Origin of the sequence: Micromonospora psammae (assembly GCF_036902725.1) — a bacterium.
GTDB lineage: Bacteria > Actinomycetota > Actinomycetes > Mycobacteriales > Micromonosporaceae > Micromonospora.
Genome location: NZ_JBAKHM010000003.1, coordinates 79,310 through 101,392, shown reverse-complemented (window position 1 = coordinate 101,392; position 22,083 = coordinate 79,310). Strand labels below are relative to the sequence as shown.

At 73.6% G+C, this 22,083-nt stretch carries 20 protein-coding genes; 15 read left to right on the top strand and 5 right to left on the bottom strand.

Annotated features, from left to right (window positions below; genetic code table 11):
* Positions 1 to 56: 56 nt before the first annotated feature.
* The 3 genes from V6U79_RS06625 (at position 57) to thpR (ending at position 2,697) form a co-directional block, all read left to right on the top strand.
* Positions 57 to 1,343, top strand: coding sequence for an MFS transporter (locus V6U79_RS06625; protein ID WP_334530702.1), 1,287 nt, complete (start codon positions 57 to 59; stop codon positions 1,341 to 1,343).
* A 263-nt stretch (positions 1,344 to 1,606) separates the two neighbouring features.
* Positions 1,607 to 2,122 carry a hypothetical protein gene (locus tag V6U79_RS06620; RefSeq protein ID WP_334530700.1) on the top strand — a complete coding sequence of 172 codons (516 nt, stop codon included), beginning with the start codon at positions 1,607 to 1,609 and terminating at the stop codon, positions 2,120 to 2,122.
* On the top strand, positions 2,119 to 2,697 hold the full coding sequence (gene thpR / locus V6U79_RS06615; protein WP_334613928.1) for an RNA 2',3'-cyclic phosphodiesterase: 579 nt from the start codon (positions 2,119 to 2,121) through the stop codon (positions 2,695 to 2,697). Before V6U79_RS06620 ends, thpR begins: the two co-directional genes overlap by 4 nt.
* A gap of 100 nt (positions 2,698 to 2,797) precedes the next feature.
* Here the strand turns inward: thpR and V6U79_RS06610 are convergent, their stop codons facing one another.
* The 4 genes from V6U79_RS06610 to V6U79_RS06595 all read right to left on the bottom strand — a co-directional run bounded on the left by V6U79_RS06610 (position 2,798) and on the right by V6U79_RS06595 (position 7,643).
* Positions 2,798 to 3,784, bottom strand: coding sequence for an aldo/keto reductase (locus V6U79_RS06610; protein ID WP_334613927.1), 987 nt, complete (start codon positions 3,782 to 3,784; stop codon positions 2,798 to 2,800).
* A gap of 63 nt (positions 3,785 to 3,847) precedes the next feature.
* The gene (sepH, locus tag V6U79_RS06605) at positions 3,848 to 4,927 is read right to left on the bottom strand and encodes a septation protein SepH (RefSeq protein WP_334613925.1); all 1,080 of its coding nucleotides are present in this window, start codon (positions 4,925 to 4,927) and stop codon (positions 3,848 to 3,850) included.
* Between the two features lie 185 nt (positions 4,928 to 5,112).
* A complete protein-coding gene (serC, locus tag V6U79_RS06600) occupies positions 5,113 to 6,240 on the bottom strand; it encodes a phosphoserine transaminase (protein ID WP_334613923.1) in 1,128 nt (375 codons plus the stop codon).
* 296 nt (positions 6,241 to 6,536) lie between these two features.
* The gene (locus tag V6U79_RS06595) at positions 6,537 to 7,643 is read right to left on the bottom strand and encodes a citrate synthase 2 (RefSeq protein ID WP_280839119.1); all 1,107 of its coding nucleotides are present in this window, start codon (positions 7,641 to 7,643) and stop codon (positions 6,537 to 6,539) included.
* Between the two features lie 273 nt (positions 7,644 to 7,916).
* Here V6U79_RS06595 and pdxH point away from each other — a divergent pair, with 273 nt between their 5' ends.
* The 7 genes from pdxH to V6U79_RS06560 all read left to right on the top strand — a co-directional run bounded on the left by pdxH (position 7,917) and on the right by V6U79_RS06560 (position 13,991).
* Positions 7,917 to 8,546 (top strand): pyridoxamine 5'-phosphate oxidase, encoded by a 630-nt coding sequence (gene pdxH, locus V6U79_RS06590; protein ID WP_334614153.1) that lies wholly within the window; start codon positions 7,917 to 7,919, stop codon positions 8,544 to 8,546.
* Positions 8,543 to 9,823, top strand: coding sequence for an MFS transporter (locus tag V6U79_RS06585; protein ID WP_334613922.1), 1,281 nt, complete (start codon positions 8,543 to 8,545; stop codon positions 9,821 to 9,823). The genes pdxH and V6U79_RS06585 overlap by 4 nt, the downstream gene beginning before the upstream one ends.
* A gap of 74 nt (positions 9,824 to 9,897) precedes the next feature.
* Complete coding sequence (locus V6U79_RS06580; RefSeq protein ID WP_334613921.1) at positions 9,898 to 10,827, top strand: aldose 1-epimerase family protein; 930 nt, start codon at positions 9,898 to 9,900, stop codon at positions 10,825 to 10,827.
* Positions 10,828 to 10,840: 13 nt separating this feature from the next.
* Positions 10,841 to 11,443 (top strand): nitroreductase family protein, encoded by a 603-nt coding sequence (locus V6U79_RS06575; protein WP_334613920.1) that lies wholly within the window; start codon positions 10,841 to 10,843, stop codon positions 11,441 to 11,443.
* Between the two features lie 179 nt (positions 11,444 to 11,622).
* Positions 11,623 to 11,928: a type II toxin-antitoxin system VapB family antitoxin gene (locus tag V6U79_RS06570; protein WP_334530675.1), complete on the top strand. Its 306-nt coding sequence runs from the start codon at positions 11,623 to 11,625 to the stop codon at positions 11,926 to 11,928.
* 32 nt (positions 11,929 to 11,960) lie between these two features.
* Positions 11,961 to 13,121 carry an acyl-CoA dehydrogenase family protein gene (locus V6U79_RS06565; RefSeq protein ID WP_334530672.1) on the top strand — a complete coding sequence of 387 codons (1,161 nt, stop codon included), beginning with the start codon at positions 11,961 to 11,963 and terminating at the stop codon, positions 13,119 to 13,121.
* A gap of 99 nt (positions 13,122 to 13,220) precedes the next feature.
* Positions 13,221 to 13,991 carry a DUF4230 domain-containing protein gene (locus V6U79_RS06560; RefSeq protein WP_334530670.1) on the top strand — a complete coding sequence of 257 codons (771 nt, stop codon included), beginning with the start codon at positions 13,221 to 13,223 and terminating at the stop codon, positions 13,989 to 13,991.
* A 112-nt stretch (positions 13,992 to 14,103) separates the two neighbouring features.
* Here V6U79_RS06560 and V6U79_RS06555 read toward each other — a convergent pair whose 3' ends face one another.
* Positions 14,104 to 14,313, bottom strand: coding sequence for a PspC domain-containing protein (locus V6U79_RS06555; protein ID WP_334530667.1), 210 nt, complete (start codon positions 14,311 to 14,313; stop codon positions 14,104 to 14,106).
* Positions 14,314 to 14,927: 614 nt separating this feature from the next.
* Here V6U79_RS06555 and V6U79_RS06550 point away from each other — a divergent pair.
* The 5 genes from V6U79_RS06550 to V6U79_RS06530 are packed head-to-tail and all read left to right on the top strand — an operon-like array spanning position 14,928 to position 22,062.
* On the top strand, positions 14,928 to 16,298 hold the full coding sequence (locus V6U79_RS06550; RefSeq protein ID WP_334613919.1) for an L-serine ammonia-lyase: 1,371 nt from the start codon (positions 14,928 to 14,930) through the stop codon (positions 16,296 to 16,298).
* 58 nt (positions 16,299 to 16,356) lie between these two features.
* Positions 16,357 to 17,184, top strand: a complete 828-nt coding sequence (locus V6U79_RS06545) for an ABC transporter permease (RefSeq protein WP_334530661.1) — start codon at positions 16,357 to 16,359, stop codon at positions 17,182 to 17,184.
* 2 nt (positions 17,185 to 17,186) lie between these two features.
* A complete protein-coding gene (locus V6U79_RS06540) occupies positions 17,187 to 17,930 on the top strand; it encodes an ABC transporter ATP-binding protein (RefSeq protein ID WP_334530658.1) in 744 nt (247 codons plus the stop codon).
* Entirely contained in the window at positions 17,927 to 19,873 is a 1,947-nt protein-coding gene (locus V6U79_RS06535) for a DUF5941 domain-containing protein (RefSeq protein WP_442933748.1), read from the top strand. The genes V6U79_RS06540 and V6U79_RS06535 overlap by 4 nt, the downstream gene beginning before the upstream one ends.
* Positions 19,874 to 19,887: 14 nt before the next feature.
* Positions 19,888 to 22,062 carry a bifunctional glycosyltransferase/CDP-glycerol:glycerophosphate glycerophosphotransferase gene (locus tag V6U79_RS06530; RefSeq protein ID WP_334613918.1) on the top strand — a complete coding sequence of 725 codons (2,175 nt, stop codon included), beginning with the start codon at positions 19,888 to 19,890 and terminating at the stop codon, positions 22,060 to 22,062.
* Positions 22,063 to 22,083 lie beyond the last annotated feature (21 nt).

Genomic DNA, 22,083 nt, shown 5'->3' with positions numbered 1-22,083 from the left:
GGTCCGCTTCGTCCGTTGTGGATGAGGCGTACCTGACGCGAGGAGGCGCACCAAGAGTGCAGGCGAAGCTGAGCACGATGTTCCAGTCCCTACGAGTCCGTAACTACCGACTCTTCGCCACCGGGCAGCTGATCAAACTGATCGGCGTCTGGATGATGTTCATCGCCCAGGACTGGCTCGTCCTCGAGCTCTCCGGCAACTCCGCCACCGCGCTCGGCGTGGTCACCGCGCTCCAGTTCACCCCGGTGCTGCTGCTCACCCTGCTCTCCGGCCGCCTCGCCGACCGGTACGACAAGCGCCTCCTGCTCTTCGCCGCCAACGCGTTCTGGACCGTGCTGGCGCTGGTGATGGCGGTGCTGGTGCTCACCGGCCTGGTCCAGCTCTGGCACGTGTTCGCCTTCGCCGCCCTGCTCGGCGTCGCCAACGCGGTGGAGACCCCGGTCCGGCAGGCGTTCGTCTCCGAACTGGTCGGCATGTCGCTGCTGCCCAACGCCCTCTCGCTCAACGCGGCCGTGTTCAACTCCGCCCGGATCGTCGGCCCGGCCGTCGCCGGCCTCGCCATCGCCGCCTTCGACGTCGGCCCGGTCTTCCTCTTCAGCGCGCTCAGCTCCATCGCCCCGCTGGCCACCGTGGTCCGGATGCGCCCCGCCGAGCTGCACCGCAAGGATCTCCCGCCGGCCGGCGAACGCGACGCGGCGAAGGTGATCGACGGACTGCGGTACGTGTGGCGCCGCCCCGACCTGCTGCTGCCGATGGCGGTGATGTCGGTGATCGGGATGACGCTGTTCAACTTCCAGCTCACCCTCGCCGCGCTGGCCAAGACCGTCTTCCACACCGGCGCCGCCTCGTTCGGCCTGTTCAGCACCGCGCTGGCGATCGGCGCGCTGGCCGGGGCGCTCGCCGGCACCGGGCGGCGCAGCCGCCCCTCGGTCTGGGTGGTGCTCGGCGCGGCGGTCGGTTGCGCCAGCTTCGGCACCCTGGTCGGCTTCGCCCCGGCGTACTGGCTGGTGGTGACGCTGCTCCTGCCCACCGGCTTCTTCATGGTCTTCTTCGCCCAGGCCGCCAACCAGCGGGTGCAGCTCGGCACCGACGCCGCGTTCCGCGGCCGGGTGATGGCGCTGTGGGTGCTGGTCTTCCTCGGCACCAACCCGGTCGGCGCGCCGCTGATCGGCTGGGTCGCGGAGAGCTACGGCGCCGGGGCGAGCATCTGGATGGGCGGGCTCATCTCGCTGGCCACCGCCCTGCTCGCGCTCACCTGGCAGCTGCGCCGGGCCGGCGCCCGGCTCCGGTTCCGGGTGCTGCCCCTGCCCCGCTTCTACGTCGTCTCCTCGCCCGACTGCTGACCGGTCTGGCCGGTGCGGGCCCGGCACCGCCACGCCGGCGGGCCGCCCGCGTGGCGGCGTCAGCCCCCGACACCGGCCGGTCCGCGTGGCGGCCCTGTGCGGCACCGTCACGACGCCGCTTTGCGGCGTGTCGGGTCCTCACGTCGGTCGGACACACCGACACGCCGCAAACCGTCGCGGGGCCGTCCCGGACGAGGGACCGGATGCGCCCGGATACCGGCAATCCGGTGGCGGCCGGTGGGTCGGGGCCTTAGCGTCGATTCGTGGGTGGCGGCAGCGCACTGGCGCTCGTACTGGCGGTCCTCGCCGTGGCAGGCCTGCCGGCGGTCTTCGCCCTGCTCTTCTGCCTCGACGAGATCCTCGACCGGGTGGTCTGCGGCTGGAGCGAGTGGCGCGAGCGACGACGCGAGCGGCGCGCCATCGCCCGGCTGGACCGGGCGATCGAGGCGGACGCCCTCACCCGCGACGTCGACCTCACCCAGCTCGACCGGGCCGACCGGCAGCCGCTCGAACTCATCGCCGCCGACCTGCGCCGCCTCGGCGGGCACCGGCTCGCCGCCGGCGGCCGCTCGGTGGTGTGGCACGCCTCGGTCATCGAGGCGTACGACGACAAGCTCCGGGCCGCCTGCCGCGCGCTGGGCGCCACCGAGCACCTCGCCGAGCTGGAGGGCGTCGACCGGGAGATCGAACGGGTCCGGGTCGAGGGTGTGCTCGCCGCGGCGGGGCTCACCCTGCCGGCCGCCCGCGCCGGCGGTCGACCCCGTAACCGGCGGGCGTGAGACTCTTCGTCGCGGTCTACCCGCCGCCCGCCGCGGTCGTGGACCTCACCGACCGGATCGTCGGGCTGCGGGTCGGGGCCGCCGCCGCCGCAGGGATCAACGTACGCCTCGCCGACCCGGCGAACCTGCACGTCACGCTGGCCTTCCTCGGCGAGGTGGAGGCCCACCGGCTGGTCGACGTGGAGAGCACCCTGGGCCTCGCCGCGGAGACCGCCCGCGCCGGCCGGGGCAGCTCACCCCGGCTGCGGCTGGGCGGCGGCGGGCGGTTCGGCCGGGGCCGGTTCACCGTGCTCTGGGTGGACCTGCTCGGCGAGGTCGAGGCCCTGCACGTGCTGGGCCGGCTGATCCGCATCGGCCTGCGCCGCAACCACCTCCCGCACGACGACCGGCCGTTCCGCCCGCACCTGACCATCGCCCGCCCCGGCGACCGGATCGACCGCGCCGACGTGGAGGCGGACCGGGTCGCGCTGGCGGACTACGCCGGCCCGGAGTGGCCGGCCACGGAGATGGTGCTGGTCCGCAGCCACCCGGGCCCCCGGCCGACGTACGACCGCCTCGCCGCCTGGCCGCTCTAATCCCTCCGCCCCGGCACGACCCAGCCGCGTTTGCGGCGTGTCGCGGCCATCCCGAACGGGGACACCGCGACACGCCGCAAACCGGCCGGCCCAAGGGCGGCTACCAGGCCCAGGCCTCCGGGCCGGGGCCGCCGTTGCCGATCGGGGGGAAGAGTTCGTCGAGCCGCTGCTCCGTCGCCTCGTCGATCTCGACGGTCAGCGCGCCGAGGCTCCGGTCGAGCTGGTCGACGGTGCGCGGGCCGATGATCGGGGCGGTCACGCCGGGCCGGGAGAGCAGCCAGCCGAGCGCCACGTCCGCCGGGTCGTGCCCAAGATCCGCGCAGAGCTTCTCGTACGCCTCGATGGTGCTCCGGTGCTCGGCCAGCGCGTCGGCGGCCCGGCCGCTGGTGCCGCGCGCCGCCCCGCCCTCGGCGATCTTGCGCAGCACCCCGCTGAGCAGGCCGCCGTGCAGCGGCGACCAGGGGATGACACCCAGCCCGTAGTGCTGCGCGGCCGGGATCACCTCCAGCTCGACGTGCCGGGTGAGCAGGTTGTAGATGGACTGTTCGGCGACGAGCCCGAGGAAGTTGCGCCGGCCCGCCGCGGCCTGCGCCTGGGCGATGTGCCAGCCGGCGAAGTTGGACGATCCGACGTAGATGACCTTGCCCTGGGCGACCAGGGTCTCCATCGCCTGCCAGATCTCCTCCCACGGCGTGGAGCGGGAGACGTGGTGCATCTGGTAGAGGTCGATGACGTCGGTCTGGAGCCGGCGCAGCGAGCCCTCGCAGGCCCGGATGATGTGCCGGGCGCTCAGGCCCTGCTCGTTGGGCCAGTCGCCCATCTTGCCGTAGACCTTGGTGGCCAGCACGACCTTGTCCCGCCGCCCGCCGCCCTGGGCGAACCAGCGGCCGATGATCTGCTCGGTGATTCCCTCACCGGTCTGCCACCCGTAGACGTCGGCCGTGTCGAAGAAGTTGATGCCGTGGTCGAGCGCCCGGTCCATGATGGCGAAGCTGTCCGGCTCACTGGTCTGCGGCCCGAAGTTCATCGTGCCGAGGCAGAGCCGGCTCACCGAGAGACCGGTGCGTCCCAGATTCGTGTACTCCATGGAGCAACCCTGGCACGCGGGCACGTCGAGTGCCTCACGGCGCCAGGGTTGCCGCAGGTCCGATCAGGAGGATTCGCGCGCCGCCGGGCCGCTGCCGAAGAGCACGTCGTCCCAGCTCGGCAGGCGCTTGCGCGGCTTGCCCGAGGCGTCGGTGGACTCGCCCCCGGCGGCCGCCGCCGCGGCACCCGTACGGCGCGGCCGGAGCACGGCCAGCGACGGTACGGCGGGGACCTCCTTCGGCGCGTCCGAGTCGTCGTCGAAGGCCGAACCCTGGCCACCGCCGAGCAGCGCCGCCGCTCCGCCACCGACCGCCCGCTGTCTGGGCGCGTCGGAACCGGCCATCGCGGCCGGGGAGCGCGGGTCGAGCCCGCGCCCGGAGGTGCCGCCGAGCGGCCGGTCGAGGGAGGCGAGCAGGGCGTCCCGCCCGGCGCGGATCGGGTCCCGCCCGGCGCGGCTGTGCTCGCCGGCCGCCGGCAGGCCGTGCCCGCCCCGGCTCGGCTCGCCGCGGGACGGGCCGGGCAGCGCGTGCCCACGCTCCGGCGCCGGCTCCTGGCCGAGGATCGGCGTGGGGCGCTCGGCGCAGAGGTACTGCGCCATGTCGTCGTGCGGGGTGACGTTCTGCCGGAGCTTGTCGAGATCCCAGACCGCCTGCGCGGTGGCCTTGCCGGACGGCCAGGTGGCGACGATGCGCCAGGTGCCGTCGTCGCGCCGGTAGGCGTCCCACGAGATCTTCTCGGTGTCGATCCCGTGCTGGGCCAGCCGGCCGTTGACCACCTCGGCGAGCGGGGTGGGCTTCTCGGCGCCCTTGAGCCGGGTACGCCGGGCGTGCTGGGCGAGCATCGCCCGCTCCTGGAGCACCGGGCCGGCGTAGCGCAGGACCCGGTCGACCGGGACGCCGGCGATGCGGGCGACGTCCTCGGCGGACTCGCCGGAGCGGATCCGGGCCTGGATGTCGCGCGGGGAGAGCGACGGCGTCGGGTCGACTGTCGTCGACACCACCGCGAGCGGCGGTGCGCCGGGCTCGGCGTGCAGCGCCGAAGCGATGCGCTCGTCGATGGGGAGGGCGAGCAGGCGCCCGACCTCGTCGGCGAGCACCAGAGCCTGGCCGTCCTCGGAGAGGGCGACGAAGCGTACTGGGCGCATGGCGTAGCCTCCGTCCCGCTTCGCTGGCCGTCACGCCACGAGCCGGCCACCCGGGCGTCTCAACCACCGTACGCGCATCTACCCGAAGGTGGGGGATGCGACACCCGCATGTCGTGACTGAGCTGCGGCGATGATCACGGTGGGTGGCCGCCGGGAGCTCCGTGGCCACCCACCGTGACGACGTGTCAGAGTCGTTCCACCACGTAGTCGATGGCGGCGGTCAGCGCCTCCACGTCCGCCGGCTCGACCGCCGGGTAGAGCGCGACCCGCAGCTGGTTGCGGCCCAGCTTCCGGTACGGCTCGGTGTCCACGATGCCGTTGGCGCGCAACGCCTTCGCGATGGCGGTGGCGTCCACCCCGTCGGCGAAGTCGATGGTGGCGACCACGTTGGAGCGCAGCGCCGGGTCGGCCACGAACGGCGTGGCGAACTCGGACCGCTCGGCCCAGCCGTACACGATGCCCGCGCTCTCGGCGGTGCGCTTGGCCGCCCAGGCCAGCCCGCCCTGCGAGTTCATCCAGTCGGTCTGCTCGGCGGCGAGGAAGATGGTGGCCAGCGCCGGCGTGTTGTACGTCTGCTCCAGCCGCGAGTTGTCGATCGCGGTGACCAGGTCGAGGAAGGCCGGGATGTAGCGGCCCGACGCCTTGATCTCGGCAGCCCGCTCCAGCGCGGCCGGCGACATCAGGGCCAGCCAGAGGCCGCCGTCGGAGGCGAAGCACTTCTGCGGGGCGAAGTAGTAGACGTCGGTCTCGCCGACGTTGACGTCCAGGCCGCCCGCGCCGGAGGTGGCGTCGACCAGCAGCAGCGAACCCTCGTCGGCGCCCGCCACCCGGCTGATCGGCACCGCCACGCCGGTGGAGGTCTCGTTCTGCGGGGTCGCGTAGACGTCCACGCCGGCCTCGGCGACCAGCGTCGGCGCGCTGCCCGGCTCGGCCTTGCGGACCGTCGGCTCACCCAGGAACGGAGCGTCGGAGACCGCCTTGGCGAACTTGGCGCCGAACTCGCCGAAGCTGGCGAACTGGGCCCGGTCGCGGACCAGGCCGAAGGTGGCGACGTCCCAGAACGCGGTGGTCCCGCCGTTGCTCAGGATCACCTCGTAGCCCTCGGGGAGGGAGAAGAACTCGGCGATGCCCCGGCGCAGCCGGGCCACCTCGTCGCGGACCGTCTTCTGCCGGTGCGAGGTGCCCAGGTAGCTGCCGGCCGCCTCGGCGAGGGCGGAGACGGCCGCCGGACGGATCTTGGACGGCCCGCAGCCGAACCTTCCGTCGGCGGGCTTGATGTCGTCGGGAATCCGGATGGTCGGTGCGTCAGCCACGGTGGTCGAGATCCTTCCGCAAGGGCGAGGGCGGGCCCGTTCAGCGGGCACGGATCGACGGCGGACTTGTGCGCGGGCGCACGAGCGGCCGGGATCCGGGCCAGGTCCGGCGACACTGCCGGCCTTCATCCTCGCACCCGCCCCGGCCGTCGTACCGGTCAGTCCCGCCCTCGCCGGTGAGGCGTGCCCCACACCCGGCGCCGCGGCGTGCCGGCCCGGTGAAGCGGACCGGGGCCCGGCCCCGTCCGTGAGCGGACGGGACCGGGCCCCGGTCGACGTGGCGTGGCGCCGGCGGGTCAGACGCCGTGCGGGATGGCGTCCCAGCCCTCGACCTCGCTGGGCTTGCGGCTGCCCGGCCCGACGTAGCGGGCGGAGGGCCGGACCAGGCGCTGGAGCTTCTTCTGCTCCAGGATGTGCGCGCTCCAGCCGCCCATCCGGGCGCAGGTGAACATCGAGGTGAACATGTGCGCGGGCACCTCGGCGAAGTCCAGCACCACGGCCGACCAGAACTCGACGTTGGTGGCGAGCACCCGGTCCGGGCGACGGGCCTGGAGCTCGGCCAGCGCGGCCTTCTCCAGCGCCTCGGCGATCTCGAAGCGCGGCGCGCCCAGCTCCTTGGCGGTGCGGCGCAGCACGCGGGCGCGCGGGTCCTCGGCCCGGTAGACCCGGTGGCCGAAGCCCATCAGCCGCTCGCCGCGGTCGAGGACGCCCTTGACGTACCCCTCGGCGTCGCCGCTGCGCTCGACGGCCTCCAGCATGCTCAGCACCCGGCTGGGAGCGCCGCCGTGCAGCGGGCCGGAGAGCGCGCCGATGCCGGAGGAGATACAGGCCGCGGCGTCGGCGCCGGTGGAGGCGACGATCCGGGTGGTGAAGGTGGAGGCGTTCAGGCCGTGCTCGGCGGCCGAGATGAAGTACGCGTCGACGGCCTTGACGTGCCGCGGGTCCGGCTCGCCCCGCCAGCGCTTCATGAACCGCTCGACGATCGTCTCCGCCTTGTCGATCTCCTTCTGCGGCACCGCCGGCAGGCCCAGGCCACGGGCGGACTGGGCGACGAAGGAGAGCGCGGTGACCGACACCCGGGCGAGGTCCTCGCGGGCCTGCTCGTCGGAGATGTCCAGCAGCTGGTCCAGCCCCCAGTACGGGGCCAGCATGGCGACCGCGGACTGCACGTCGACGCGGATGTCGCCGGAGTGCACCGGCACCGGGAACGGCTCGGCCGGCGGCAGGCCGGGGCCGAACCGCCCGTCGACCAGCAGCGCCCAGACGTTGCCGAAGGAGACCTGACCGATCAGATCCTCGATGTCGACGCCGCGATAGCGCAGCGCGCCACCCTCGCGGTCCGGTTCGGCGATCTCGGTCTCGAAGGCTACGACGCCTTCCAGGCCCGGTTTGAAGTCGGACATGTCGTCTCCTGGATCAGGCTCGGTGCGCCTGCCGCGGGCTCGATCCGGGCCCAGACCTTAGGCGACCCTCAGGGATGTGTTCGGAACATCTTGCCTGCTGGGTAACCAAGTGCGCGACCCAGTGCGACTGTGCCGCACGCGACATCCCCGAAGGTGGACGGTGACCCGGCCTCGGCGAGACTGGGTGTCGGGGCCTGGCCAGCGTCGGGGGACGTGAGCGGTCCGACGAGGGGAAAGAGAAACGTGACGGGCGACACATCGGTGCCGGCGGCGATGCGTAACGAGTACGCCGCCGACCTGGGCCTTTCCGAGGCCGACCTGGCCGCCGACTGGTACACCCAGTTCGACCGCTGGTTCGCCGACGCGGTGGCCGCCGGCCTGCCCGAGCCGAACGCGATGATCGTCGGCACCGCCGACGCCGCCGGCCGCCCCAGCGGCCGCACCGTGCTGCTCAAGGGGTACGACCCGGAGGGCTTCGTCTTCTACACCAACCACGGCTCGCGCAAGGGCGCCGAGGCGCTGGCCAACCCGTACGCCAGCCTGGTCTTCCCCTGGTTTCCGATGCAGCGGCAGGTGGTGGTGGCGGGGCGGGTCGAGCAGGTCGACCGGGCCGAGACCGAGGCGTACTTCGCCAGCCGGCCGCGCGGCTCGCAGCTGGGCGCCTGGGCCAGCATCCAGTCCCGGGTGATCCCGGACCGGGCGGCGCTGGACGAGGCGTACCGCGCGGCGGCGGAGCGCTTCGCCGACGTCGCGCAGATCCCCGCGCCGCCGCACTGGGGCGGGTTCCGGGTCCGGCCGGAGTCGGTGGAGTTCTGGCAGGGCCGGGCCGGCCGGCTGCACGACCGGCTGCGGTTCCGGCGTACCGGCGCCGGGGAGTGGACCACCGAGCGGCTCGCCCCGTGACCGGTGTCCAGGAGGCCCGGGCGCGCGGGGCGCGCCGCTGGGCGATCGACCTGCGCCCGCTGCGGGTGCCCGCGTACCGGCGGATGTGGCTCGGCAACACGCTGGCCATGGTCGGCTTCCAGTTCACCGCCGTCGCCGTCCCGGTGGAGATGTACGCGCTGACCCGGGAGTCGTTCTGGGTGGGCCTGCTCGGCGTCGCCGGCTTCGTACCCCTGTTGATCTTTGGTCTCTGGGGTGGCGCGGTGGCCGACGCCGGCGACCGGCGGCGGGTCCTGCTCGCCGGTTCGGCGCTGCTCTGGGCCTCGATGCTCGGCCTGCTGGCGCACTCGCTGCTGGGGGGCAGCCCGGTGGTGCTGCTGGCCCTGGTGACCGTGCACTCGATCGCCTTCGCGATCAGCTCACCGGCCCGCACCGCGATCCTGCCCCGGTTGCTGCCGGCGGAGCTGGTGCCGGCCGGCAGCACGCTGAACTACACCACCTTCACCGCCGCGTCGGTCGTCGGGCCGCTCGCCGCCGGCCTGATCTTCGCGGCCTTCGGCACCGGACCGGGCCTGCCGATCGCCTACGCGCTCGACGTGGTGCTCTTCACCGGGCTGGTCGTGGCCACCCTGCGGCTGCCCGCGATGCCTCCGGAGCCGCCCGCCGAGGGCGAGGCGCGGCGCGGCGGGCTCGCCGGCATCCTCGACGGGTTCCGCTACCTCGCCACCACGCCGGTGCTGCTGTCGTCGTTCGCCATCGACCTGATCGCGATGATCCTCGCCATGCCCCGGGCCCTCTTCCCGGAGATCGCCGACAGCCGGTTCGGCGGTGGTGCGGCGGTGGGCTGGCTCTACAGCGCCATCGCGATCGGGGCCATGGTGGGCGGTCTCACCTCCGGTTGGATCGGCCGGATCCGCCGGCAGGGGCTCGCCCTCGTGGTGGCGGTGGTCGGCTGGGGGCTGGCGATCGCCGCAGCCGGGCTGGCCCGGCAGCTCTGGCTGATGGTGCTGCTGCTCGCCCTCGCCGGGGCCGCCGACCTGGTCAGCGCCGTGCTGCGGCAGTCGATGCTGCTGATCTACGCGCCGGACCGGATGCGGGGCCGGCTCCAGGGGGTGAACACGGTGGTGGTCGCCGGTGGACCCCGCCTCGGTGACCTGCGGGCCGGCGCGATGGCCGCCGGTTTCGGCACCGGCGTCGCCTGGGTGGGCGGCGGCCTGGTCTCCGCCGCCCTGGCGGTCGCCCTGGTGGCGGCCTTCCCGGCGCTGCTGCGCTACCGGGCCGGCGCGGCCCGTGACTGAGGGTCGCCGCGCGGGATCACATCCGCCACGGCCGGCGTCAACCGGTGCCCGCCCCGCACAGTAAGGTCGCCGGCATGGACAACGTCGGGCAGCGCCCACCTTCCAGGGCACAGTGGACAATTGCCGCAGACGGCCACGAAGCCGTCATCGTGGAGGTCGGCGGGGGCGTGCGGTCGTACCGGCACGACGGCGTCGACCTGCTCGACGGGTACGCCGAGGACGAGATCTGCCCCGGCTGCGCCGGTCAGGTGCTCGCCCCCTGGCCCAACCGGATCCGGGACGGGAAGTACACCTTCGGTGACCGGTCGTTGCAGCTCGCGCTCAGCGAGCCGGAGCGCGGGGTGGCCATCCACGGGCTGGTCAACTGGGTGTCGTGGTACCTGGTCGAGCGGTCGGACGACGCGGTGACGGTCGGCTACGACCTGCCGCCCACCCCCGGCTATCCGTGGCCGCTGCGGCTGCGCACCCGGTGGAGCGTGGGGGCGGGCGGGCTGCGCGCCGAGCACGAGGTGACCAACACCGGCGCCGAGCCGGCGCCGTTCGGCTTCGCCGTCCACCCGTACCTGCGCCTGGCCGGGGTGGCGGTGGACGACCTGGTGCTGCGGCTGCCGACCCGCGCCCGGGTCGAGGTCGACTCCCGGCTGCTGCCGATCGGGGTCACCCCGGTCGCCGGCACCGAGTACGACTGGACCAGCCCCCGCCGGATCGGCGACGCCCGGCTCGACACCTGCTTCGGCGACGTGGTCCGCGACGACGACGGCGGCACGTCGGTCAGTCTCACCGCCCCCGACGGCGACCGCGGCGTGCACATCTGGGCGGACCGGGAGTTCGGCTGGTGGCAGGTGTTCACCGGCGACGCGCTCACCGGCGAGCGGTACCGCCGCTCGGTGGCGATCGAGCCGATGACCTGCCCACCGGACGCGTTCCGCTCCGGCAAGGACCTGATCACCCTGAAGCCGGACGTGACCTGGCGGGGCGCCTGGGGCGTCCGACCCGGCGTCTGAGCCGGCGACCGGCATGGAGTTCAGCGAGGTCGTCCGGCGACGCCGGATGGTGCGCAACTACGACCCGGACCGTCCCGTCCCGCCCGACGTGGTGGACCGGCTGCTCGACCACGCCGTCCGGGCGCCGTCGGCCGGGTTCGCCCAGGGCTGGGGCTTCCTGGTGCTGGAGGCCCCGGACGACCGGGAGCGGTTCTGGACGGCGGCCACCCCCGGCGGGGGCGGGCGGGAGCGCTGGCTGGCCGGGATGCGCCGGGCGCCGCTGATCATCGTTCCGCACGCGAACCGCTCCGCCTACCTGGAGCGGTACGCCGAGTCCGACAAGGGGTGGGCGGACCGGTCGACCGACCGTTGGCCGGTGCCGTACTGGTACGTGGACACCGGCTTCGCCGCGCTGCTGATGCTGCTCACCGCCGTGGACGAGGGGCTGGGCGCCTGCTTCTTCGGCATCCCCCCGCAGCGCCTGGACGCCTACCGGGCGGCGTTCGACGTGCCCGGGGAGTACCAGCCGATCGGCGCGATCACGGTGGGTTACCGAGCACCCGACCACCGGTCACCGTCGCTGCGCCGGGGCCGGCGGCCGGTCGGCGAGGTGGTCCGGCGCGGCCGGTGGAGTTGAGCGTGGTTCGTACGGTCCGGGGTGGGTACCGGCGGTAGCGAAACCGACATGAGGGAGCAAAACGCGGTGTGGCGCGGACGGTTAGGCTGGCACGGTCATCGGCGCCGCACGGCGCGGCCCCACGGCGTGGCCCAACTCCACGCCCTGGATCGGCCCGGATGCGGGGAGGGGAGGGTGCCGTGATCTTCAGAGCGGTTCGGGACGGTCGTCCCTACCCGGAGCACAACTACACGCTCAAGCAGTGGGCGGAGATCCCGCCGCGTCCGCTGCGGCTGGACCAGCTCATCACCACCAAGCGGGAACTGGCGCTCGACAAGCTCCTCGCCGAGGACTCGACCTTCTACGGCGATCTCTTCCCGCACGTCGTGCAGTGGAACGGCGGCCTCTACCTCGAGGACGGCCTGCACCGCGCGCTGCGCGCGGCGTTGCAGCAGCGCAACCAGATCCACGCCCGGGTGCTGGTGCTGGGCGGTCAGCCCGAGTGACGCCCGCCTGACGAATCGTTAAGGTGGCCCCCATGAGCCCTCTGGACCTGCTCGACATCGACGCGTCGCTCAGCGAGGAGGAGCGGCAGATCCGCGCCGTCGTGCGCCAGGTCGTCGACGACCGGGTCCGCCCGCAGGTGGCCGGCTGGTACGAGGACGGTCAGGTCCCCGCCCGCGAGCTGGCCCGCGAGTTCGGCAAGCTCGGCCTGCTCGGCATGCACCTGACCGGGTACGGCTGCGCCGGCGCCTCCGCCGTCGCGTACGGGCTGGCCTGCCTGGAGCTGGAGGCCGGCGACTCCGGCGTCCGCTCCCTGGTCTCCGTGCAGGGCTCACTGGCCATGTACGCCATCTGGCGCTACGGCAGCGAGGAGCAGAAGCAGCGCTGGCTGCCGGACATGGCGGCCGGCGAGGCGATCGGCTGCTTCGGGCTGACCGAGCCCGACCACGGCTCCGACCCGGCGTCGATGGCCACCCGGGCCCGCCGCGACGGCGACGACTGGATCCTCAGCGGCGCCAAGATGTGGATCACCAACGCGCCGATCGCCGACGTCGCGGTGATCTGGGCGCGCACCGACGAAGGGGTACGGGGCTTCGCCGTACCCATGGACACGCCCGGGGTGACGGCGCGGGAGATCCGGCGCAAGATGTCGCTGCGGGCCTCGGTGACCGGCGAGATCGCCCTCGACGACGTCCGGCTCCCGGCCGACGCCCGGCTGCCCGGGGCGACCGGGCTGAAGGCCCCGCTGAGCTGCCTGACCGAGGCCCGGCACGGCATCGTCTGGGGCGCGCTCGGCGCGGCCCGCGACTGCCTGGAGACCGCCCTGGGGTACGCGACCACCCGCACCCAGTTCGGCCGGCCGCTGGCCGGCTTCCAGCTCACCCAGGCCAAGCTCGCCGACATGGCGGTCGAGTGGAACAAGGGCTACCTGCTGGCGCTGCAGCTGGGCCGGCTCGCCGAGGCCGGGAAGCTCCGCCCCGAGCAGGTCAGCGTGGGCAAGCTGAACAACGTCCGGGAGGCGCTGGCCATCGCCCGGCAGTGCCGGACGATCCTCGGCGCGAACGGCGTCTCGGGGGAGTACCCGGTGATGCGGCACGCCAACAACCTGGAGAGCGTGCTGACCTACGAGGGCACCTCGGAGATCCACCAGCTGGTCATCGGGCAGAAGTTGACCGGGCTCTCGGCCTTCGCCTGAGCAGGGTCTTCACCCGTCCGGGTCGCTCGCCGCGCGGGTGTCGTACGGGGCACGTAACGTCATTGTCAGACGACGTGTCTGAAGAGGGCGGTGAGGGCGATGGCCCGCGACGGTGAGATCCCCACGAGCGAGTTCCCCGGCTACCCGACCGCCGACACGCTCCCGACCCGCTCCGGCGAGGCGTCCGAGCCGTCGGCGGGCGGGGCCGGATCCGGCGGGGCCAGGTCGGGTGCGCCGACCCGCGGCCTCCTCGCGGTGCTCGGCGCGGCGGCGCTGGCCGTGGTGGTGCTGCTCGGCGCACAGGCGACCGGGCTCTTCCCCGACTTCCGCAACCCGTTCGCCCAGGAGCAGACCGACCGCAGCCAGCCCCCGCTGCTCAAGTCGATCCAGGACCTCAGCCGGTACGTGGCCGCCGAGGGCAACTTCCAGGTCGTGGTCGACCTGCAGAACGACCGGCGCAACGTGCCGGACTTCCTGCTCAATCAGCGGACCCTCTTCGTCGGGGCGGGCAGCGTGGAGGCGTACGTCGACTTCGGCAAGATCTCCGAGGGGGCGGTGGTCGAGTCCGCCGACGGGAAGTCCGTCGAGATCAAACTGCCGGCGCCGCAGCTCGGCAAGACCAACCTCGACCTGGAGAAGAGCTACGTCTTCGCCGAGGAGCGCGGCCTGCTCAACCGGCTCGGCGAGCTGGTCGGCGGCGACCCCAACCGGCAGCAGCAGGTCTACCAGCTCGCCGAGGAGCGGATCACCGGCGCGGCGCGGGACAGCGGGCTGACCCAGCGGGCCGAGGAGAACACCCGCAAGATGCTGGAGGGCCTGCTCCGCTCCCTCGGCTACGAGAAGGTCACCGTCACGTACACGGCCCCCTGAGCCGCGCGGGCCCCCGCCCCGACGAACGCCGCAGCGCCCGCCCCGGTGGTCCCGGGACGGGCGCTGCTTCCGAGCGGGCCGCGGTGCTCCGGAGTGGGCCGCGGCGGAGGGGTCAGTAGCGAGGGGTGCGGGCGTAGCGGTCCTCGTTGGGCATCAGGGCCCAGAGGACCAGGTAGACGATCACCTGGGTGCCGGGCAGGAACAGGGACAGCAGGAACAGCAGCCGGATCATGCCGGCCGAGGTGTTGAACCGGCGGGCCAGGCCGGCGCAGACACCGGCGATCATGCGCCCCTCGCGGGGCCGGACCAGTTTGCGACTCATCGTCGTACTCCCACTCTGCGGCGATCCGCCGCTCTGCATTCCACGGTAGAAAGGGGCGGCCAGCGCGCCCTCCGTCCCGAGAGGGATCCGGCGACCCCGTACCCGTAGGTGGTTACCCGCGTCGGCCCCGCCTGACGCGCCATCCCGCCGGAGCGTCCCGCCGTCCCCGCCCCCGAGCCCTCCCCGCCCTCCGCGCGGCCGGGGGCCGGCCCGCCGCCCGCCTCACAGTTTGCGGTGTGTCGGGGTGTCCGGGCCGGCGGTTACCGCGACACACCGCAAACGGTGGCGGGGCAGCTCGCCCGGCCCCGGCCCGCAGCCCGTCTCCCCCGTTTGCGGTGTGTCGCGGTGTCCGGGCCGGCGGTCACCGCGACACGCTGCAATCTGCGGCGGACCCGGAGGCCGGAGCGGCGTGCCGGGCGGCGGGCGCGCGGGGCGGGGCATGATTGTGGGAGACGTGCCGTCACCAGGGGCGGGAGGTGCGGTGGGCGGGGTAGGCTCGCCGGTCGGACACCGCCCACCACCCCGGGCGGTGCCGACGCCCCGCCGGAGACCCTGGCGGGCGGAACCCGGGTCGGAGCCGGCACCACCGGGGACGACGGCGAGGAAGTGCAGCCATGATCAGTGTTTTCGACCTTTTCAGCGTCGGCATCGGGCCGTCCAGCTCGCACACCGTGGGCCCGATGCGGGCCGCCCGGACCTTCGTCGCCGGGTTGAAGGCCGACGGGCTGCTCACCGACGTCGCCCGGGTCCAGGCCGAGCTGTTCGGCTCGCTCGGCGCCACCGGGCACGGCCACGGCAGCGACCGGGCCGTGCTGCTCGGGCTGGAGGGCGAAGCCCCGGAGACGGTCGACACCGACGTGGTGGGCCCCCGGGTGGCCGCGATCCGCGCCGAGCGGCGGCTCGCCCTGCTCGGCACCCAGGAGATTGACTTCGATCCGGACCGCGACCTGGTGCTGCACCGGCGGCGGTCGCTGCCGTACCACCCGAACGGGATGACCTTCGCGGCGTACGACGCCGCGGGCGGCGAGGTCAGGACGCGCACCTACTACTCCGTCGGCGGCGGGTTCGTGGTGGACGAGGCCGCCGCCGGGGCGGACCGGATCAAGCCGGACACCACCCGGGTGCGGTACCCCTTCTCCACCGGCGCCGAGCTGCTCGACGTCACCGCCGCGACCGGCCTGTCGATCAGCGAGGTGATGCTCGCCAACGAGTGTTCCTGGCGCAGCGAGGCCGACGTGCGGGCGGGCCTGCTGGAGATCTGGCGGGTGATGCGGGAGTGCGTCGAGGCCGGCTGCGAGCGCGACGGTGTGCTGCCCGGCGGGCTGAAGGTACGCCGCCGCGCCGCCGAGCTGCGCAGGAGCCTGGAGGCGGAGACCGACTCGGTCGACCCGCTGCGCGCGATGGACTGGGTGACGCTCTTCGCGCTCGCGGTCAACGAGGAGAACGCGGCCGGCGGCCGGGTGGTCACCGCCCCGACCAACGGGGCGGCCGGGATCATCCCGGCGGTGCTGCACTACTACACCCGGTTCGTGCCGGACGCCTCCGACGAGGGGGTGGTCCGGTTCCTGCTGGCCGCCGGGGCGATCGGCGTGCTGTTCAAGGAGAACGCCTCGATCTCCGGCGCCGAGGTGGGCTGCCAGGGCGAGGTCGGCTCGGCCTGCTCGATGGCGGCAGGCGGGCTCGCCGAGGCCCTCGGCGGCACCCCGGCGCAGGTGGAGAACGCCGCCGAGATCGGCATGGAACACAACCTGGGGCTGACCTGCGACCCGGTCGGGGGGCTGGTGCAGATCCCGTGCATCGAGCGGAACGCGGTGGCTAGCATCAAGGCGATCACGGCCACCCGGCTGGCGCTGCGCGGCGACGGTGTGCACGCCGTCTCGCTGGACAAGGTCATCAAGACCATGCGGGAGACGGGCGCCGACATGAAGATCAAGTACAAGGAGACGGCGCGGGGCGGCCTGGCCGTCAACGTGATCGAGTGCTGAGGGGCATTCCTTCACCGACTGCTAACCTGTCGTCCGTTCAGCGAGGCGGGAGGCGGCGGTGACCTCTGGCGTGGCGGCGTTGTGGTCGCACCGCAACTCGCTGCGGATCCTCGTCAAGCGTGACCTCGCGGTGAAGTACCAGCAGTCCGTGCTCGGCTACTTCTGGTCACTGATCGAGCCGCTCGGCATGGGCGCCATCTACTTCTTCGTCTTCGGGGTGCTCTACTCCGGCGCCACCAGCCGGCACCTCGGCGAGGCCGCCGGGTCGTACCCGCTCTTCCTGATCACCGGCATCTTCGCCTGGATGTGGACCAGCTCCGCGCTGAGCGAGGCGACCAACGCGCTGACCGGGCAGTCCCGCCTGATCACCACGATGAACGTGCCCCGGCAGGTCTTCCCGATCGGCCGGGTCACCGGCCGCTTCGCCGAGTACCTCGCCGGCCTGCCCATCCTGGTCGCGGTCGCCGCCGGCTACGCCGCGCACGGCCGGATCAGCCCCGGCTGGTCGCTGCTGGCCCTGCCGCTCGCCGTCGCGGTGCAGGGCACCCTGCTGGTCGGGCTCGCCCTGCTGCTCTCCGCGGTCAACGTGCTGATGCGCGACGTGGAGCGGTTCATGCGGCTGGTCATCCGGGTGCTCTTCTACGCCACGCCGATCATCTACCCGCTGAGCCTGGTCCGGGACTCCAACCTCCCCGGCTGGGTGAAGGTCGCCTACGAACTCAACCCGCTGGTCGGGATCTTCCAGCTCCAGCACGCCATCTGGTATCCGGCGGAGTTCCCCGACGCCCGGCTGCTGGCCACCACGATCGGCGGCAGCCTGCTGGTGCTGGCCGCCGGCTGGTGGTCGTTCCGCCGGCTCGAACCCGCCGTGCTGAAGGAACTGTAGGAGTGGCGCCCATCATCGAGGCCGAGGGCCTCGGCATCCGCTTCGTCCGCAACCGGCGGCGCCAGCTGCGGCTGCGCGAGCTGCTCATCGGGCGAGGCGGGCGCAACGCCCCGGCCGGGCAGTTCTGGCCGCTGCGCGACGTCTCCTTCACCGTCGCGGCCGGGGACACGCTCGGGGTGATCGGGCGCAACGGCACCGGCAAGAGCACCCTGCTGCGGCTGATCGCCGGGGTGCTCATCCCCGACGAGGGGCGGATCCGGGTCCGCGGCGACGTCGCGCCGCTGCTGGAGCTCTCGGCCGGGTTCTCCAACGACCTCAGCGGGCGGGAGAACCTCTACCTGGTCGGCGGCCTGCACGGGCTGTCGTCGGCGTACCTGAAGCGGCACTTCGACGACATCGTGTCGTTCGCCGGCGAGCAGGTGGAGCGGGCCATCGACACCTCGGTGCGGCACTACTCGTCCGGGATGAAGGTCCGCCTCGGGTTCGCCATCATCTCCCACCTGCCGCATCCGATCCTGCTGATGGACGAGGTGACCGCGGTGGGTGACGCGGAGTTCCGTAAGAAGTGCTATTCGACGATCGACCGACTGCTCGCGGAGGGGCGCACCTTGGTGCTGGTGTCACACAACGAGAAGGACCTGACCCGGTTCTGCCGCCGGGGTCTCTACCTCGACGGCGGCCGGTTGACCGTCGACGGGACGGTCGCCGAGGCGCTCGACGCGTACCACGCCGCGGTCCCGCGGTGACCCTCGCGATCGTGCTCGCCGCCGGTGCGCCGGCCGCGGGACTGCCCACCACGACCGGCGAGACGCTCGGCGACCGGCTGGCCGACCAGTGGCGCCGGGCCGGGGCCGACACCGTCCGGACGGTGACCGACCTGGACGAGCTGGCCGCCCTGGTCGACACCGTCACCGAACCGGTCATCGTCAGCGGTGCCGACCTGGTCGCGCACACCGCCGTACTCAAGCACCTGCGGACCAGCCCGGTGGGACCGACGGTGGCCCTGGTGCTGACCGACCCGCCCGAGGGCGGCCGGACCGGGGTGCGCGAGGAGCGCGGCCAGGTGGTCGAGGCCGGCCCGGAGCTGGCCGACGCCACCGGCGTCTTCGGCGGCGCGTTGCGGGTCGGCGCGGACGACCTGCCGGCGCTGGCCGCGGCCGCCCGGGCCGCCGCCGGCCGGCCCGCGACCGGGCCCGCCGTGGACCGGCTCTTCGCCGCGCTCACCGACCTCGGCACCCTGACCTTCGCCCACCGGGTACGCCTGCTCGTGGCGCGCCGGGTCGGCGACGCCGCCGGGCTGCACGCCGCCGAGGCGGCGCTGTCGCAGGTGGACGAGGACAAGGCCGAGCTGCGGCTCTCGGTGAAGGAGCGGGACGACTTCTTCACCACCTACTTCGTCAGCACCTGGTCGCCGTACGTGACGAAGGCGGCCGCCCGGGTCGGCCTCGGCCCGACCGGGGTCACCATGCTCTCGGTGCTCTTCGCGGTCGCCGCGGCGGTGCTCTTCGGCGTCGGCGGCCGGCCCGCGCTGGTCACCGGCGCGGTCCTGCTCTACCTGGGCTTCGTGCTGGACTGTGTGGACGGCCAGTTGGCCCGCTACACCCGGCACTTCAGCGCCTGGGGCGGCTGGCTGGACACGATGGCCGACCGGGCCAAGGAGTACCTGGTCTACGCCGGTCTCGGCTACGGCGCGACGCAGGCCGGGTTCCGCTACGGCTGGGCCCTCGCCATCGCCGCGATGACGTTGCAGACCGTCCGGCACATGACCGACACCTGGTACGGCGTGCTGCACGACGAGGCGGCCCGGCGACCCCGCCCGGCGGCGGGCGCCGGCAGCGGGATCGGCGGGATGCTCAACGCCGCCTCGACCAAGGTGCAGGCGGACACCGGCTCGGTGTCGTACTGGCTGAAGCGGACGGTGGTCTTCCCGATCGGTGAGCGGTGGGCGTTGATCGCGCTGGCCGTGGCGCTGTTCGACCCGACGGTCGCCCTGGTGGCGGTGCTGGTCTGGGGGACGCTGGCGTTCGCCTACACCGGGGCGTTGCGCACGTTGCGGGCCCGCTGGATGTGGGTGCCGGTGCTGGACACGGTCGACGCCACCCTGCACCGCGACGACGGCCCGCTGGCGGGCCGGCTGCCGGTGGTCCGCCCGATGGGCCCGCTGACGCTGGCGGTGATCGCCGTGCTCGGTCCGCTGGCGCTGCTGGTCGTGGCGCTGCTGGGGGCCGACGGGCTGCGCTGGTGGGTGCCGGGGGCGTTGCTGGTGCTGCTGGTGGCGGGGCTGGGGGCCGGTGCGGCGCACAACGGGCCGCTGGACTGGCTGGTGCCGGCGGCGCTGCGGGCCGGGGAGTACCTCTTCGCGATCGCGGTCGGGGTGGTCGGCGGGGCTCCGGCCTGGCTGATCTTCGGGTACGTCTTCGTGCTCACCCTGCACCACTACGACCTGACCGCCCGGCTGGAGAAGCGGCAGGCGGCCCCGCCGCTGCATCCAGCCACGCTGGGCTGGGACGGGCGGTCGGTGCTGCTGGGCCTGACCGGGATCGCCGGAATCGCGAGTATCGGTCTGGTTACACTCGGTACGTACCTCCTCGTGGCGTTCGCGGCGAGCGTCGTCCTGGCCTGGGTCGTGCTGCCGGCCCGCGCCACGCGGGCGGCGGCCGTCCCGGTCGGAGGAGGCGTGCGGGGCTGACGGAGGGCGGTGCGATGACGCTGGTCAGCTTCGTCGTACCGGCCCACCGGGTGCAGGGCTGGCTGCGCGAATGCCTGGACTCGATCCTCGGCCAACCGTTCGGCGCCGTCGAGGTGATCGGCGTGGACGACGCCTCCCCGGACGCCAGCGGGGACATCCTCGACTCCTACGCCGCCCGGGACCCCCGGGTCCGGGTGGTGCATCTCGCCGAGAACGTCGGGCTCGGTCCGGCCCGCAACGTCGGGCTGGACCGGGCCGTCGGCGAGTACGTCTGGTTCGTCGACGCCGACGACTGGCTGGCGCCGGACTGCCTGCCGGAGGTAGCCGAGCGGCTGCGCGCCACCCGCCCGGACGTGCTGGTCGTGGACCACGTCCGGGTCGGGTGGAACGACGTCCCCGGCCGCAGCGCCATGCCGGGGGTGTTCCCCGAGCCGCCCGGGGAGGAGACCTTCCGGCTCCGCGACCGCCCGGCGGCCCTGCACCTGCTGCACACCGCCTGGAACCGGCTGGTCCGCCGGGAGTTCCTGGTCGACCTCGGGCTCCGCTTCGCCCCCGGCTGGTACGAGGACGTCTCCTTCACCTACCCGGTGATGCTGGCCGCGGGGCGGATCGGCGTGCTCGACCGGGTCTGCGTCAACTACCGGCAGCGGCGGGCCGGAGCGATCACCCGCACCCGGGGCGAGCGGCACTTCGAGGTCTTCGAGCAGTGGCACCGGGTGTTCCGGTTCCTCGACGAGCACCCGGACCTGGCCGAGCTGCGGCCCGCCGTCTTCGAGCGGATGATCTGGCACCAGCTGACCGTGCTCGGCAACGGGGAGCGGATCGCCCCCGAGCTGCGACCGGCCTTCTTCGGCCGGATCACCGCCGACTACCGGCGTCTCCTGCCGCCGGGAGGCTACCGGCCCCCGGACGGGGTGGAGGGGCTCAAGCACCGGCTCGTCGCGGCGGGTCGCTGGCGTACCTTCAGCGCGCTGCGCGCGGCGAACCAGGCCCGCGCGACGGCCCGGACCACCACCCGCCGGGCCCTGCCGGTGGCCCGGCGCACCGCCCGGCTGACCCGGGACGTGCTGCTGCGCGAGTACTACCGGACGGAGCTGCGCCGGCCGATCGACCCGACGCTGGCCGTCTACGCCGCCTACTGGTACCGGGGCTACGCGTGCAACCCGGCCGCCGTCGACGCCGCCGCCCGCCGGATGGCGCCGCACGTCCGCGGCGTGTGGATCGTCCGCCGGGACCGGGTCGGCACGCTGCCGCCCGGCACCGAGTACGTCGTCGCCGGCACCCGGGCGTACTACCGGGCGCTGGCCCGAGCGCGGTGGCTGGTGAACAACGTCAACTTCCCCGACTTCGTCCGTAAGCGATCCGGGTCGGTGCACGTCCAGACCCACCACGGCACCCCGGTCAAGGTGATGGGGCTGGACCAGCAGCGCTACCCGCTCGGCGCGGGCGGGATGGACTTCGCCGGGCTGTTGCGCCGGGTGGACCGCTGGGACTACAGCATCACCGCGAACAGCTTCTCGACGCAGATGTGGGACCGGGCGTACCCGGCGGACTACACCACCCTGGAGGTCGGCTACCCGCGCAACGACCGGCTGGTCCGCGCCACCGCCGAGGAGGTACGCGAGCTGCGCGACCGGTTCGGCGTCGGCCCGCACGAGCGGGTGGTGCTCTACGCGCCGACCCACCGGGAGCACCTGCCGCGTTACCGCCCGCCGTTCGACCCGCAGCGGCTGCTCGACACCCTCGGACCGGCCGGGCGGCTGCTGATCCGCAGCCACTACTTCCACGACCGGGACGGCCGGGCCCGCCGGCGCAGCCACGGTCGGGCGGCCGACGTCAGCGACCACGGCTGCGTGGAGGACCTGTACCTCGTCGCCGACGTGCTGGTCACCGACTACTCGTCGGCGATGTTCGACTACGCCGTCCTGGACCGGCCGATCGTCGTCTACGCGCCGGACCGGGACGCGTACCAGTTGGCCCGGGGGGTCTACTTCGACGTCACCGCCGACCCGCCCGGCGCGGTCGCGCTCACCTTCACCGAGCTGCTGGAACTCTTCCGCTCCGGCGCGGTCGACGGCCCGGAGGCGACGGCGGCCCGGCGAGGGTTCCGGGAGCGGTTCTGCGCCCTGGAGGACGGGCACGCGGCGGAGCGGGTGGTCCGGCGGGTCTTCCTCGCCGACCCGAGCTGAGCACGCCGCCGGGCAATGACC